General features: G+C 61.0%; 16 protein-coding genes. 4 read left to right on the top strand and 12 right to left on the bottom strand.

Annotation, left to right across the window (positions count from 1 at the left end):
• Nucleotides 1-44: 44 nt before the first annotated feature.
• The 3 genes from rpsP to ffh all read right to left on the bottom strand — a co-directional run bounded on the left by rpsP (nucleotide 45) and on the right by ffh (nucleotide 2,383).
• The gene (gene rpsP, locus AAFN47_RS19380) at nucleotides 45-428 is read right to left on the bottom strand and encodes a 30S ribosomal protein S16 (RefSeq protein ID WP_499810895.1); all 384 of its coding nucleotides are present in this window, start codon (nucleotides 426-428) and stop codon (nucleotides 45-47) included.
• Nucleotides 429-507: 79 nt separating this feature from the next.
• Nucleotides 508-810 (bottom strand): chorismate mutase, encoded by a 303-nt coding sequence (locus tag AAFN47_RS19375; protein WP_499810894.1) that lies wholly within the window; start codon nucleotides 808-810, stop codon nucleotides 508-510.
• A gap of 7 nt (nucleotides 811-817) precedes the next feature.
• Nucleotides 818-2,383, bottom strand: coding sequence for a signal recognition particle protein (ffh, locus tag AAFN47_RS19370; RefSeq protein WP_499810893.1), 1,566 nt, complete (start codon nucleotides 2,381-2,383; stop codon nucleotides 818-820).
• A gap of 427 nt (nucleotides 2,384-2,810) precedes the next feature.
• Between ffh and AAFN47_RS19365 the strand changes: the two genes are divergently transcribed.
• Together AAFN47_RS19365 and AAFN47_RS19360 are read left to right on the top strand one after the other, a co-directional pair.
• Nucleotides 2,811-3,725, top strand: a complete 915-nt coding sequence (locus AAFN47_RS19365) for a DMT family transporter (protein ID WP_499810892.1) — start codon at nucleotides 2,811-2,813, stop codon at nucleotides 3,723-3,725.
• Nucleotides 3,726-3,902: 177 nt separating this feature from the next.
• Nucleotides 3,903-5,456 (top strand): adenylate/guanylate cyclase domain-containing protein, encoded by a 1,554-nt coding sequence (locus AAFN47_RS19360; protein ID WP_499810942.1) that lies wholly within the window; start codon nucleotides 3,903-3,905, stop codon nucleotides 5,454-5,456.
• Between the two features lie 48 nt (nucleotides 5,457-5,504).
• Here AAFN47_RS19360 and AAFN47_RS19355 read toward each other — a convergent pair whose 3' ends face one another.
• From AAFN47_RS19355 to AAFN47_RS19340, 4 genes are all read right to left on the bottom strand, one after another.
• A complete protein-coding gene (locus AAFN47_RS19355; protein WP_499810891.1) occupies nucleotides 5,505-6,200 on the bottom strand; it encodes a DUF924 family protein in 696 nt (231 codons plus the stop codon).
• Between the two features lie 36 nt (nucleotides 6,201-6,236).
• Entirely contained in the window at nucleotides 6,237-7,157 is a 921-nt protein-coding gene (locus AAFN47_RS19350) for a DMT family transporter (RefSeq protein WP_499810890.1), read from the bottom strand.
• Entirely contained in the window at nucleotides 7,154-7,492 is a 339-nt protein-coding gene (locus tag AAFN47_RS19345; RefSeq protein ID WP_499810889.1) for an NIPSNAP family protein, read from the bottom strand. The genes AAFN47_RS19350 and AAFN47_RS19345 overlap by 4 nt, the downstream gene beginning before the upstream one ends.
• 73 nt (nucleotides 7,493-7,565) lie before the next feature.
• Complete coding sequence (locus tag AAFN47_RS19340) at nucleotides 7,566-8,165, bottom strand: NADPH-dependent FMN reductase (protein ID WP_499810888.1); 600 nt, start codon at nucleotides 8,163-8,165, stop codon at nucleotides 7,566-7,568.
• Between the two features lie 84 nt (nucleotides 8,166-8,249).
• Here AAFN47_RS19340 and AAFN47_RS19335 point away from each other — a divergent pair, with 84 nt between their 5' ends.
• Entirely contained in the window at nucleotides 8,250-8,621 is a 372-nt protein-coding gene (locus AAFN47_RS19335; RefSeq protein WP_499810887.1) for a winged helix-turn-helix transcriptional regulator, read from the top strand.
• Between the two features lie 8 nt (nucleotides 8,622-8,629).
• On the opposite strand, the gene AAFN47_RS19330 is transcribed toward AAFN47_RS19335, so the two are convergent.
• The 3 genes from AAFN47_RS19330 to AAFN47_RS19320 all read right to left on the bottom strand — a co-directional run bounded on the left by AAFN47_RS19330 (nucleotide 8,630) and on the right by AAFN47_RS19320 (nucleotide 10,510).
• Nucleotides 8,630-9,634 carry a TIGR00341 family protein gene (locus AAFN47_RS19330; protein WP_499810886.1) on the bottom strand — a complete coding sequence of 335 codons (1,005 nt, stop codon included), beginning with the start codon at nucleotides 9,632-9,634 and terminating at the stop codon, nucleotides 8,630-8,632.
• A 49-nt stretch (nucleotides 9,635-9,683) separates the two neighbouring features.
• Nucleotides 9,684-10,151 carry a DUF1203 domain-containing protein gene (locus AAFN47_RS19325; protein ID WP_499810885.1) on the bottom strand — a complete coding sequence of 156 codons (468 nt, stop codon included), beginning with the start codon at nucleotides 10,149-10,151 and terminating at the stop codon, nucleotides 9,684-9,686.
• A gap of 92 nt (nucleotides 10,152-10,243) precedes the next feature.
• Nucleotides 10,244-10,510, bottom strand: coding sequence for a hypothetical protein (locus AAFN47_RS19320; RefSeq protein ID WP_499810884.1), 267 nt, complete (start codon nucleotides 10,508-10,510; stop codon nucleotides 10,244-10,246).
• Nucleotides 10,511-10,662: 152 nt separating this feature from the next.
• Between AAFN47_RS19320 and AAFN47_RS19315 the strand changes: the two genes are divergently transcribed.
• Entirely contained in the window at nucleotides 10,663-11,055 is a 393-nt protein-coding gene (locus tag AAFN47_RS19315; protein WP_499810883.1) for a VOC family protein, read from the top strand.
• Nucleotides 11,056-11,119: 64 nt separating this feature from the next.
• Here AAFN47_RS19315 and AAFN47_RS19310 read toward each other — a convergent pair whose 3' ends face one another.
• Together AAFN47_RS19310 and AAFN47_RS19305 are read right to left on the bottom strand one after the other, a co-directional pair.
• On the bottom strand, nucleotides 11,120-11,269 hold the full coding sequence (locus tag AAFN47_RS19310) for a hypothetical protein (protein ID WP_499810882.1): 150 nt from the start codon (nucleotides 11,267-11,269) through the stop codon (nucleotides 11,120-11,122).
• Nucleotides 11,270-11,542: 273 nt separating this feature from the next.
• Nucleotides 11,543-13,114: a long-chain-fatty-acid--CoA ligase gene (locus AAFN47_RS19305; RefSeq protein ID WP_499810881.1), complete on the bottom strand. Its 1,572-nt coding sequence runs from the start codon at nucleotides 13,112-13,114 to the stop codon at nucleotides 11,543-11,545.
• Nucleotides 13,115-13,405 lie beyond the last annotated feature (291 nt).

Genomic DNA, 13,405 nt, shown 5'->3' with positions numbered 1-13,405 from the left:
CGAATGGAGCGGGAACCGCCTGGCCCGCCGCCCCGTATCGCCGCCTATTCGGCGGCGGCTTCCTCGGCCGGAGCGTCTGCGGCGGCGGCTGCTTCTTCGGCCTTAGCCTTCTGCTCATCGATACGCTCCTGCGCCTTCTTGCCGGGCAGCGCCTTGTTCGGATTGTTGCGTTCCGTACGCTTTGCAAGGCCAGCTGCGTCGAGGAAGCGCAGAACGCGGTCGGTCGGCTTTGCGCCCTGATCGAGCCAGTGCTTGATGCGCTCCTCGTTCAGTTCGACGCGCTGGGCGTCCTTCGGCAGCATCGGGTTCCACATGCCGAGCTTTTCAATGAAGCGGCCATCGCGCGGCGAACGCACATCGGCGACGACGACATGATAGTAGGGACGCTTTTTGGAGCCGCCACGGGCCAGACGAATTTTCAGTGCCATGAGTTCTATTCCTTCGTTACTCGTTCGTTTCTGTTTACGACCGCCGCGGCGGCCTGTTCCGTTCGCGTCTGCGGGCGGGCTATTTGGCCGCCGCCTCCTCGCGAAAAGCTTCGTGGTGCCGTATGACTTCCTTGATGATGAAGTTCAGGAACGCCTCGGCGAAATCGGTGTCGAGATCGGCTTCCGAGGCAAGACGCCTCAACCGTTCGACCTGTATCTTCTCCCGGTCCGGATCGGCCGGCGGCATATCGAATTCCGCCTTGAGGCGCCCGACGGCCTGGGTGCAGCGGAACCGTTCCGCAAGAATATGAATCAGCGCCGCGTCGAAATTGTCGATCGAGCGGCGCAGCTCGGCGAGCTGCTGTTGCGGATCGGTGCTCATTGTCTTCTCACTTCTTTTTCTGAACGCCGGGCAATCCGGGAAGCCGCGGGCCGCCAAGCCCCGGCAATCCGCCCGCTCCGGGCATTCCTCCTCCAAGACCGGGAAGCCCGCCGCTTCCCTTGCCGAGGCCCGCCGCCTCGGCCTGTTTCTGCAGGGCTTCGAGTTGCTTCGGATCCATCGAGGACAGATCCGGCATGCCGCCCATGCCTCCGAGGCCGCCCATGCCGCCGCCGAGACCGCCCATCATCTTGCCGAGCATGCCGCCCTTCTTGCCCTTGCCGCCCATGGATTTCATCATGTCGCCCATCTGGCGGTGCATCTTGAGCAGCTTGTTGATGTCGGCCGCGCTGGTGCCCGATCCGGCGGCGATACGCTTCTTGCGCGAATGTTTCAGGAGTTCGGGATGCGCGCGTTCGCGGCGCGTCATGGAAGATATTATCGCGAGCTGGCGCTTGAAGATCGAATCGTCGACACCGGCCGCCGCCATCTGGTCCTTCATCTTGCCGACGCCGGGCATCATGCCCATGATGCCGCCGACGCCGCCGAGCTTCTGCATCTGCTTGAGCTGGTCTTCCAGGTCGTTGAGATCGAACTTGCCGGCCTTCATGCGCTCGGCCATGGCCTGCGCTTTTTCCGCGTCGATCGATTCGGCCGCCTTTTCCACCAGCGACACGATATCGCCCATGCCGAGAATGCGGTCGGCGATGCGCTTGGGGTGGAATTCCTCAAGCGCGTCCATCTTCTCGCCGACGCCGATGAGCTTGATCGGCTTGCCGGTGACCGCGCGCATGGAAAGCGCCGCGCCGCCGCGGCCGTCGCCGTCCATGCGGGTGAGCACGAGGCCGGTTATTCCGACGCGATCGTCGAAGTTGCGCGCGAGGTTGACGGCGTCCTGACCGGTCAGGGCGTCGGCCACCAGCAGGATTTCATGCGGGTTGGCCTTTTGCCGGATATTGGCCATCTCGACCATCAGCGGCTCGTCGATATGGGTGCGGCCGGCCGTATCAAGGATGACAACGTCGTGGCCGCCGAGCTTCGCCGCCTGGACGGCGCGTCCGGCGATGTCGGTGGGCGACTGGCCGGGAATGATCGGCAGCGTTTCGACGCCGGTCTGTTCGCCAATCTGGCGCAATTGCTCCTGGGCGGCCGGACGGCGCGTGTCGAGCGAGGCCATCAGCACCTTGCGACGGTCGCGCTGGGTCAGTCGAGCGGCGATCTTGCCGGTGGTCGTGGTCTTGCCCGAGCCCTGCAGACCGACCATCATGACGACAACCGGCGCCGGCGCGTTCAGATCGATCGCAACGCCTTCGGAACCCAGCATTTCGACCAGTTCGTCATGGACGATCTTGACGACCATCTGGCCGGGCTTGATGGATTTGAGGACCTCGGAGCCGACGGCTTTCTCACGCACTTTTTCGGTGAAATCGCGCACGACTTCGAGCGCCACGTCGGCCTCGAGCAGCGCCCGACGCACCTCGCGCAGCGCGGCCGACACATCCTTGTCGGACAGCGCGCCACGGCCGGTCAGTCCGTTGAGAATGGAACCGAGGCGGTCCTGCAGGCTTTCAAACATCCATCAATCCTTCTCTTCCGAGGGTCATTCCCCGAAAGATCGTTCTTCATCCGCGTGATCGCAACCCCGGCTTGCCGATTTAGCCGGAACGGTTTGACCGGCCTCAAAGACCGGCGCAATGCAAAAACGCACCCGGGGGCGCACTGCGCTGCCGGATGTTGGCTTCCGGGATCTCTTTACACCTTTGCGGGTCCCGGTCAGCGGCTCGGAGTTTCAACTCTTCGCGGATAGTGGGCGCGGTAAACAGGATCGCGGCGCAAATGTCAAGACCAGACAGGGTGCCCGTTATTGGTGAGAATGTGTTTCACCACACCTTTCGAGCTTAACTTGTTCACCATCAAAATCTGTGCATGCTTGATCTCCTTCGGGAGGAAGGCATCAAAAGAGCGCCTGCTCCAGCACCCCTTTTGCGACATGGCCGGGATTTATGAGTGACAATGCGACACGACCCACCGATTCCGTTATGGCGGGCATCGGATGGATGGTTCTGACGACGCTGTGCTTTGCATGCGTCACCGGCATCGTGCGCTTTGTCGGTACAAGCGTGTCCGCGCCGGAAGCCGCCTTCCTGCGCTATGCATTCGGCGTCCTCTTCTTTTTGCCCATGCTGATCCGGATGATGAAGCGGCCGCCAAAACCCGCTATCATGAAACTGCACGCGATCCGCGGCACGATCCACGGCATCGCCGTGATCATGTGGTTCTACGCCATGGCCCGCCTCCCGATCGCCGAAGTCACTGCGCTCGGATATGTCGCGCCGCTGTTCGTAACCATTGGCGCCGCCCTGTTCATGAACGAAAAACTGCATGCGCGGCGCATCACCGCCCTCGTGGTGGGTCTGCTCGGCACCATGGTGATCCTCAGGCCGGGCTTGAGCGAATTTTCCAGCGGCCAGATCGCCCAGCTCTGCGCAGCCCCGCTGTTCGCAACCTCCTTTCTGCTCGCCAAGCACCTGACCGAAAAAGCCGACGTTTCCGAAATCGTGCTGATGCTCTCCATTTTCTGCACGCTGATCCTGCTGCCCTTCGCTATCTTCACATGGACGACCCCGTCGCTCTCCGACACGCTCTGGCTGGCCATTACGGCGGCGGTGGCGACCCTGGGTCATTTTACGATGACGCGCGCGTTTCGCGCCGCGCCCATCACCATCACCCAGCCGATCCAGTTTCTTCAACTGGTATGGGCGGCGCTTATCGGCATCATCCTGTTCGGCGAACCACTCGATCCCTTTGTGATGCTCGGCGGTGGCATCGTTGTCGCCGCCGCGACCTTCATTTCACATCGCGAGGCGGTCGCCGCGCGGCGCTTGGTGACGCCGCCTTCGATGGCGACGAAAGACTGATCGGATTTAAGGCATCCGTTAACCAAAACCGGTTTATCCTGGCGCTTAATTTCCGGTTGCATCAATTCAATATCACACGACCAGATCAGGACGTGACAAGCGATGGCAGAGCCGCAGCACAGTTCCGACCCGTCAGACGGCCTCGCCGCCGCCGCCGACAGGATCGGCCGCGCTCTGATGAAGCATCCGTTGTGGTTCAGCCTGTTCGTCATCATCGCCCTGGCAGCCCTGCCTGTTGCCGTATGGCTGGATCTGAGAGACCTGTCGAACACCTCGCTGAACCGGCAGGCCGGCCAGCTCAACTCGATGATCTCAGAAATTCGCGGCTACTATTCCTCCAACGTCGTCGGTCGGGTGCTGGCAAACCATGGCGAAACCACGCCGGCGCAGAATTATCGCGAAATCGACGGCGGCATCCCGATACCGGCGACGCTTTCCATTGAGCTCGGCCAAGTGATCGATGTGGTCGGCAACAGCATTCGCTATCGATTCGTTTCGGATGAGCCCTTCAAGAGCCGCGCTCCCCACAATCTGGACAGCTTCGAGACGTTGGCGCTGCAACAACTCAGGGCGGAGGGCGATCCCGACGCGAGCGTGACGGAAATATCCGGTTCGACGCTCAGCCGGCAGATCCGCATGGCGGTTCCCATTGTCATGGGAAAGGCCTGCGTCGCCTGCCACAACAGCCATCCGCTGAGCCCCCGCCAGGACTGGAAGGCGGGCGACATACGCGGCATCCAGTCGATTACGCTGGAGCAGCCGATCGCCGCGAACATCTTCTCGTTCAAATATTTGCTGCTCTATCTGCTGGCTGCAGGCTCTTTCGGACTGGCCTTCGCCTTCCTGCAATGGCGTCAGGCCGTCCAGTTCGGCCGGATGAACGACGAACTCGAAGAGGCGAACTCCTTCCTCGCCTCCGTCTCCATGAAAATATCAAAGTATCTGTCGCCGCAGGTCTACAAGTCGATTTTCAGCGGCGCCCGCGACGCCGTCATTTCGACGGAGCGCAAGAAGCTCACTATCTTCTTCTCGGACATCAAGGATTTCACGGTCACCTCCGAGCGGCTGCAGCCAGAGGAACTGACGAGCCTTCTGAACGAGTATTTCACGGAGATGGCGAAGATCGCCCATGAATACGGCGCCACCGTCGACAAATTCATCGGCGACGCCATTCTCGTCTTCTTCGGCGACCCGGAAACGAAGGGCGCCGCCGGCGACGCCCAGGCCTGCCTCGAAATGGCGATCGCCATGCAGCGACGCATGGTCGAGCTCAACCGGGAATGGCGGCGGCAGGGCATAGAAGCGCCCTTCCAGTCGCGCATGGGCATCAACACCGGTTACTGCAATGTCGGCAATTTCGGCAGCGCCGACCGGATGGACTACACGATCATCGGCGCCGAGGCCAATCTGGCGGCGCGGCTGGAATCGATCGCCGAACCGGGCGGCATCGTCATCAGCTACGAAACCTATGCGCTGGTGCAGAACACCATCAAGGCGCGCGCCCTGGAGCCGATCTCCCTGAAAGGCATCAGCCGCGAGGTCGTGCCCTATGTCGTGGAAGGCATTCACGACCTTGTAGACAAGGAAGCAGGCGACGTGATCGACCGCAATTCCAATCATTTCCATCTTCACGTGGATCTCGCCGGTCTTGATCGCGATGACAGCGAGCATATCGAAAACGCCTTGGAGGCCGCCCTTTTCGAAGTCAGGCAACGCCGGCAGGCGAAGTAGAAACGAGATCCAATTCTCACCCGCGCAAAAGCGCGGGAGACGGCGATATCAGATCAGCGTTTTAGGAATCTCGCGCTCGTGCGGGAATTCTCCCGCTGCTATGTAAGCCTCCTCATCCGCAGTCGAGACGCGCCCGAGTATGGCGTTGCGATGCGGATGCCGCCCGAAGCGTTCGATAACGCCGGTGACGATGTCGTTCTGTTCGAGCGAACGGCGGTAGGACGGGATCAGATGTTTTGGCGCCTCTTCGAGGATGGCGAGCGCGTAGGGCCTGAGCATCCGCATGCGCTTGAGGTGATCCAGCCCCTCGCAATGTCCGATGGAAATAAGATAAAACTGCTTTTCCCAGGGGTGCTTCAGCGCCCCGAAATGGCCGTTCTCGAAGGCTTCGAGCACAAGACGCGCCGCCTTGATGTCCTGGGCGTAGGCGCCGGGCGTTCCGCGCCATAGCGAACGTGGAAACTGGTCGAGCGCGATGACGAGTGCGAGCCGGCCATAGGGCGTCTGCGCCCAGTGATCGAGCAGGCCGCGCGCCGCCGCCTCGGTCAGCTCTGCAAAATCGGAGCAGATCGCTTCATCGGCCCCGCCGCGCATGCGCCAGACCCAGAAATCCCTGTGCGTTTCCAACGACGCCTCGTGCCCGTTATCCGGAAACCAGAAATCGAGAATGATGTCGGGGGATGCCTCTTTCCAGTTGACGGTCGTCATGGCGCGCCTTTTCGGGTTTCGCGCCATGTTGCGCATTCACTCTCAGGACACAACAGGCAATGGCCATGTGCATCACGCCACTGGGCGGTGGGCGCTCCTGCGCAGAAAGCCCGACACGGGAGCATTGATGAGAGCGACGCCCAAAACCGCAGCCGCCAGCCCGATGGCGACGACGGCGTCCATACGTTCCCCGAGAAACGCAACACCCAGAAGCACACCAATGCCGGCGCGCAAATAGGACTGACTGGCGACGCCCAGAGAGCCGAGCGTGCGGACGAGACGGAAATAGATCAACAGAGCAAGGCCGGTGCTGAACACGCCCAGGGTCACGGCGGACACGATTGCAGCAGTCGAGGGATCAAGCGTCCATGGCCGGTCCACGATCACGCTGACCGGTACGAGAACCGCCGTCGCCGCGACCATGGTTCCGGCCGCAATGACCGGCGACGACATATGCGCGAACCGGCCGCCATAAATGGCCGCGCATGCATAGAGAATGGCGCCGGTGACGGCCGCAAGCTGACCTGCAACCTGTTGACCGAGGCCCTGCAAGGCGTCGACGCCGACGATCAGTACAACGCCGGCGAGGCCGAGGCAGGCGCCGGTAAACCGCAGCAAACCGACGCTTTCATGTCGCGTGACAATCAGCGTTATGAAGAAGACAAAAATGGGGGACGTGGAATTGAGAACGCTGGCGAGGCTGCTCTCGACATATTGCGCTCCCCAGGCCAAGATCGTCCAGGCTCCGATACTGGTGAAGAAAGATTGGACAAAAAGCATTCGCCAAGTCGCGATGTCGCGCGGCAACCTCTCCCCCCGAACAGCCAGCACCGTCATGAGCACGAGCGCCGCGATTGAGACCCGAATCGCAATCACCGTGAGTGGCGGGATTTCCGTCACAGCGATCTTGAGGAAAAGATAGGACGATCCCCAGAGCATGGCCAGCAGAGCAAGGAGTGCAAGTTCCCGCCCGCGTCCGGCTCGCGCGCTCATTCAGCGTCGAACATGCGGCTGTCCCCATGCGGCGCGGAGGCGAGCTTCAGGAAGGTCCGGTCCTCGCGCAGGATGAATTTCTCTCGCTGAGCGAATTCATAATTCTCTCTGCCGAGCGGATCTTCGGCTAGCCGCCGGCGGTAGTCTTCATACGCCGCCAGACTCTCAATATTGTAAACGCCATAGGCCAGCGTCGCCGATCCCTCATGCGGGGCGAAATATCCGATGAGGTCCGCGCCGCACCGCGGTATCGCCTCGCCCCAGTTCCGGGCGTATTCGATGAATTGCTGTTTCTTCGTGGGGTCTATGTGATAGCGAATGAAGCAGGTGATCATGGTTCCGGTTTCTCGTTGATTCCGGAACCACTCTGGCACGATTGTTTCCGCCAATGCTTCGACGAAGATCGAACTATGCGGCTTCTTTGACGAGGTCTTCCTCACGGCCCTTCTTCGTCAGGTTGGCCCACCACAGGAGACTGTCGAGCATGGCGGTTGCGCCAGGCGTCAGAACCTGCTCGATCTCGCTCATCGGCTTGTTCTCGCCCATCGGATGGACCTTCATGAACTCGCCGCCGCCAATATGCACCGCGCCGCGCACCGGGACCATCTGCAGCTCGATCGCGATGGTGCGAAGATGATCGGTCGCAAACGCTCCGCCGACGCCGCCATAGGCGACAATCGCCGCAGGCTTCTTCATCCATTCCTTGTATGCCTGGTCGAGCGCATTCTTGAGAGAGGCCGGTATTGACCGGTTATATTCGGACGTAACGAAGATGTATCCGTCGAATTCGCCGATCTTGTTCTGCCAGCGCACGGCGTTCGGATCACTGGACGACATCCAGAAATTGGAGGCGGCTTCGTTGAAGAAAGGCAGGTCGAAGTCCTTGATATCGACGAGCTCCACTTCCATGTCGCCGCGAGATTTGGCAAAATCGGCGATCCATTGAGCCGGCTTTTCGGCGAAACGGGTGTCGCGGGTTGAGCCGATGATGACGGCTATTCGAGGCATGCTAGTCTCCTTTGGATAGGTGGTATATAATTTATACCAGCACTATTAAGGTGCGCTAAAGCGAATTGGCAAGGAGGCACTTTTTTGAAACCTGATAACCATCTCGAAACTGCCGAATGCCGCGCCATCTCGCAGATGCTTTCCCGCGTCGGCGACAAGTGGACCATGATGGTCGTGACCTTTCTCGGAAGCGAAACCCTGCGCTTCAGTGAATTGCGACGACGCATCGGCGGAATATCGCAGAAGATGCTGACGACGACCCTGCGCAATCTGGAGCGGGACGGATTCGTAAATCGGACCGTCGAACCGACCAGCCCGCCGAGCGTCAGCTATGAACTGACCGAGCTCGGCCACGAACTGCTCGAGCCGGTTTCCCGCCTCGCAGACTGGACGCGGGACAACACGCACCGCATCGAGCAGGCGCGGTCGCATTACGACCGCCTCACCGGAAAATAACCCGGCGTTCAGAGCACGTCGTAGAACCGCAGCAACAGCAGCGCCGTCAGGAGCACGAGCAGCGCGAACCAGATCGCGGCGTTGACGCGCACGGCCCGCTGGGCGTTTTTCTTCTCGAACCAGGTCCGCGGGCGCACGCCGCGCAACACGAAAGTGAGCTGGGCGGACAGATTAAGACACACGATATTGACGGCGAGCAGGGTCAGCGCGCCGAGCGCCAGATCGAGGTGACCGGCGCCCAGCATCAGCCCGACGGTCGCGGCCGGCGGCAGAAGCGCCACCGCGACCATCACGCCGACCAGCGCCGAAGAAAGCCCCGTCGACAAGGAGAGCGCCGCGGCCGCGCCGGACGCCAGGGCCAGGGCGATGCCGTCGAAACCGGTCTCAGTGCGCGCGACCAGCTCGTGACTTCCAAGATTCACCGGCAGGAGCAGCCCGAGCACAATGCAGATCGCCAGCGTGAAGGCGATGCCGGCGGCGTTGGTGAGGACGGCTCGCCCCATCAGCTTCTGATCGCCGAGTGCAACGCCCAGCGCAAAGGCGAGATTGGGCCCGAGCAAGGGCGCGATCACCATGGCGCCGATGACGACGGCCACATTGTCCTGGAGCAGGCCAATCGCCGCAACGACAGTCGACAGAGCGGCGAAAACGAAGAAATTCATATCCAGCTTCGCGCCGCGTGAAACGTCGTTGTAGAGCTCCTCGCGGCTTTCTCCGGAGGTTCCTTCCAGCGCCTTGCGGCTTTCCTCGTCCGTAATCTCCTCACGCGGCAAGCTGGCTTCCACGGGAAGGATCGTAATGCGCCAATCGCCGTTCGAAGCGACGGCGCTTTGCAACTGGTCCAGAACTTCCTGCCGGTTCCGGTCGCCGACGAGCAGGTGCACGACCTGCTGGCCGTCGTTCCCGTCGATGGCGTAGATACGGCAGTCGAGCACCTGCGCCTCTTCAGCAATCTTGAGAATGCGCTCGCGGCTGCTCTCATCCGCCGTCACGATGATCAGACGTTTGGTCATCCGGCGACCTTACCGCGTCAGGGCAAAACCCGCCATCTCCAGTGACCCCTCAAGCGCGCTCGATTAGGAACTGATAGCAATTGTTGGTCGCTGACCGCACGTGCACGAAGGCGACCGCCTCATCGGCGAAGATCGATTCCGCCTGCGCGACGATCTCCGCGGTCGGCGTTACGGCTCCTGTTCCATAGATGATCTGTTCTTCGGCATTGTAGCCGCGAACGATGTAGTTCGGGCTCTCGAGCATCTCCGGCGCCAATGCGGACGGGGCGGCTGACTCGCAGGCTTCGGCGCACAGGAACAGCGGTCCCGTCTCGGCATAGGGCTGGACAGTTTTGAACGGTCGGTAGGCGACAACGAGATAGGGTTTGCCCGCGGCGACTTGCTTCAGGCAATGTCGGCAGGGTGTGCCCACCCCCTCCGAGACACGGCGCTCTGGCGGTTTGCCGTAGGCGTCCGGACCTCCGGCCTGCAGGGCGCGTGCAGCATCTGTGGGAAGCGGTTTGAAAATAACGGGCATCGGAACCTCCTGTGAATGAGGCGCCTATGCAACGGGCGACAATCCGTCACACTCCGCTTCTTGCTGTTGAAATCCAGCTTTCGCCGGAAACCTCAGGCCTTGTAGTCGAGATCAACCGCGTCGACCCATTTCATGATCGACTTGTGCAGCCAGTCAGCCTTTTTGTGCGCTGTTTCGTGGTCGTGCGTCTGGGATTCGACTTCCGACTTCAACTCGCTCCAGCGGGAATGCAATTCCTTTTCAGTGATCTCGTGATCCTTGGCGAACAGGCCATGCAGCTCGAGTTTCTCGCGATGCGCCTTGATCCGGTCGCCAAGCGCTTTGATTCGGCTGTCAATATCGTTGCTGTCTCCACTCATGGATATACTCTCCCACTCGGACAATCTTTGCTGACATTCCCGGCGACCGCGCTGCGAACGCCTTGACGGACTGGCGGGACGGACAGCATCATCCACCCGGCCGGTTAACCCTGCTCTACAGCGACACTCTCCGCGCGACAAGAAGGAATCCGATGTTTTCGCATGTTACCGTCGGCGTGTCCGATTTCGAAAGGGCTTTCGCCTTTTACAACCCTATCCTGTCGTTGCTCGGTTTCGAACTGAAGTTCCGCGAGGACGACCAGCCCTGGGCTGGCTGGAAGGCGCAAGACGCTGACCGACCGCTCTTCGTTATCACCACACCTTTGGACGGCAAAGCAGCGACCGTCGGCAACGGCTCCATGACGGCATTCCTTGCCTCGTCGCGAACACAGGTCGACGTCGCCTACAACGCTGCCATTGCGGCAGGAGCCATTTCAGAAGGCGAACCGGGGCTCAGGCCAGAATACCATGCCAACTACTACGGCGCCTATTTCCGCGACCCGGACGGCAACAAGCTATGCGTCTGCACACATGGGCCAGAATAACCAGCGAGATATTGTCGATAACCCAGAAACAGAGTTCGTAATACGACTTTCATCAATGAACCGATCATGAGTTTCTTATGCGCATTGGGTGGTCCGGATTGCGCTCAATGAAATCGGCAACCTCCCGCAACGTCTCGGGATAGGCTTCCGCGTCCTTGAAGCTGTGAAAACTGGCGAACAGAAAGCCGGCCATGCGGAGCTTTTCAACTTTCATCCATTGCTTGAGGTCCGTTCTTCGCGGTGGTTTGAACGCACGCCCCATCCAGTGAAGATCACCCCCGCATTGCGGACACCGCGCGGTCTTGTCCCGCGGAGGAATTTTGACGGATCGGCGACATTCGAAACAGGCGTATGGAACAAGATAGTTCGGGAACCGTGGCTTGACGCCCTCAATCGATTTCGGACGAGAGCGGAAACCTTTCTTCCGCAGCAGTTCCGCCCTGCGGGCTTTTTCGTGTTTGTCGACCATGCGGATGCGCCGCGAATATCAGTTCACCTGACGCGCGCGGCCTTCCCAGTAGGGTTTGCGCAATTCCCGCTTCAGGAGCTTTCCCGTCGCATTGCGTGGCATTTGCGCGACCAAGTCAACCGACTTCGGGCACTTGAAGTGGGCGAGCCTCTGTCTCGCCCAGGCAATCACGCTTTGCGGGTCGACCGTATGGCCGGGCCGGGCCGTGACGATCGCCTTGACGGCCTCGCCCCAGTCATCGTCGGGAATGCCGATGACGGCGACCTCGCCGACATCAGGATGGCCGAAAATGGCGTTCTCAACCTCTGCAGGATAGACGTTCTCGGCGCCGGAAACGATCATGTCCTTGATGCGGTCGTGGATGAAGACGTAGCCGTCTTCGTCGATATAGCCGGCGTCGCCCGAACGCAGCCAGCCGTCGCCGCTCTTGACCGCCCGCGTGGCGTCGTCATTGTTCCAGTAGCCCGGCATGACGGTGGCGCCGCGGATCGCCACCTCGCCGATTGCGCCCGGCGGGAGCTTGTTGCCCTCGGGGTCCATGATGCAGATTTCGGCGCCCGGCATCGCCTTGCCGGCCGACAGCATGCGCGGCGAACCAGCCGGATCATGATCTTCCGGCATGAGGATCGAGACGGTCCCCGTTGTTTCGGTCATGCCGTAAACCTGCGCGAACTCGCAACCGATCAGCGCCATCGCCTCACGCAGCAGTTCGAGCGGCATCGGGGCGGCGCCATAGAAAATCGAACGCACGGCGGAAAAATCTGCGGTTTTTGCGCGCGGATGACGGACCACCAACTGCACGGCCGCCGGCACCAGGAACATTCTGCTCGCCCGATCCTCTTCAATGGCGTCGATCGCCGACTCGGCGCTGAACTCGCGGGTGATCACCGCAGCGCAGGCATTGGCGAAACCGAGATTCCATGAACCAACGCCGCCGATATGGGCGACCGGCATAGCGACGAGATTGACGTCGTCATCCTGCCAGTTGTCGTAGGAAAAATTGGCCGCGGCGGCCGCTACCCGCTGACTGAGCAGATTGAAATGGGTGAGCGTCACGCCCTTCGGCAACCCCGTCGTGCCCGAGGTAAACAGCACCAGCGTCGGCTTGTCCGGTTCGGCGCAGTCAATGCAATGCGCCGCGCGCCCGGCTTCCCGCCACTCTTCATAGGACGGCCAGGCCTCATGCCCGCCTTCCATGGCCACGAAACCCAGACTGTCTGGAAGCTGACCGGAGATTTCCCTGACGACGTCATGAAACTCGGGGCCGACGAACAGCAAGTCCGGCTCGAAGGTTTCGATGATCTGCGCAACCTCGCGTGGCGCGAGACGCCAGTTGATGGGCGCGAAAACGCCGCCGGCCCGGCCGGCGCCGATATATAGCTCGAAAGCCCAATCACTGTTTTTTCCGAGATAGGCGATCCTGACGGCGCCAGAGTATTCCAGCGCCCCGGCGACGGCGCTGACATTGGCGTCGAATTCGGCGAAGGTGGTGTCCCGGCCCTCAAACCTGTTTGCAAGCTGGTCCGGCGCCCTTTTGGCATTGGCGCGCGCAAGCGCAGACAGCGTGGTCAATGCGTCGACTTCGATCATTGACTCCTCCCAAAGCTGACCGTTTCGCATTCACCGGGAGATTAGCTTCACGCAGGTCGCGTGTCACCCGTAATCGAAACACCCCGGTTCAGCAGAACCGGGTTGGATCAAAGGGCGTGTCGCCCAGATCGCGGACCGACATGGCGCGCAAATCGGGATGGGAGAGCGGGTCGCATCTCCAACTGACGTCCGGCGCCCTGCAAACGCGCCGGACCGGCATAAGCCGTCGGATGAGATTTCGAATACTGTTTAGCATAGCTCAACCAATATCGGATCGATTTGGCCAATTAC

Source organism: Hoeflea sp. CAU 1731, from assembly GCF_039888615.1.
Taxonomy (GTDB): Bacteria; Pseudomonadota; Alphaproteobacteria; order Rhizobiales; family Rhizobiaceae; genus Flavimaribacter.
Note: the sequence above shows the minus strand (reverse complement) of the source record. Positions and strands in the feature narration are given on the sequence as shown.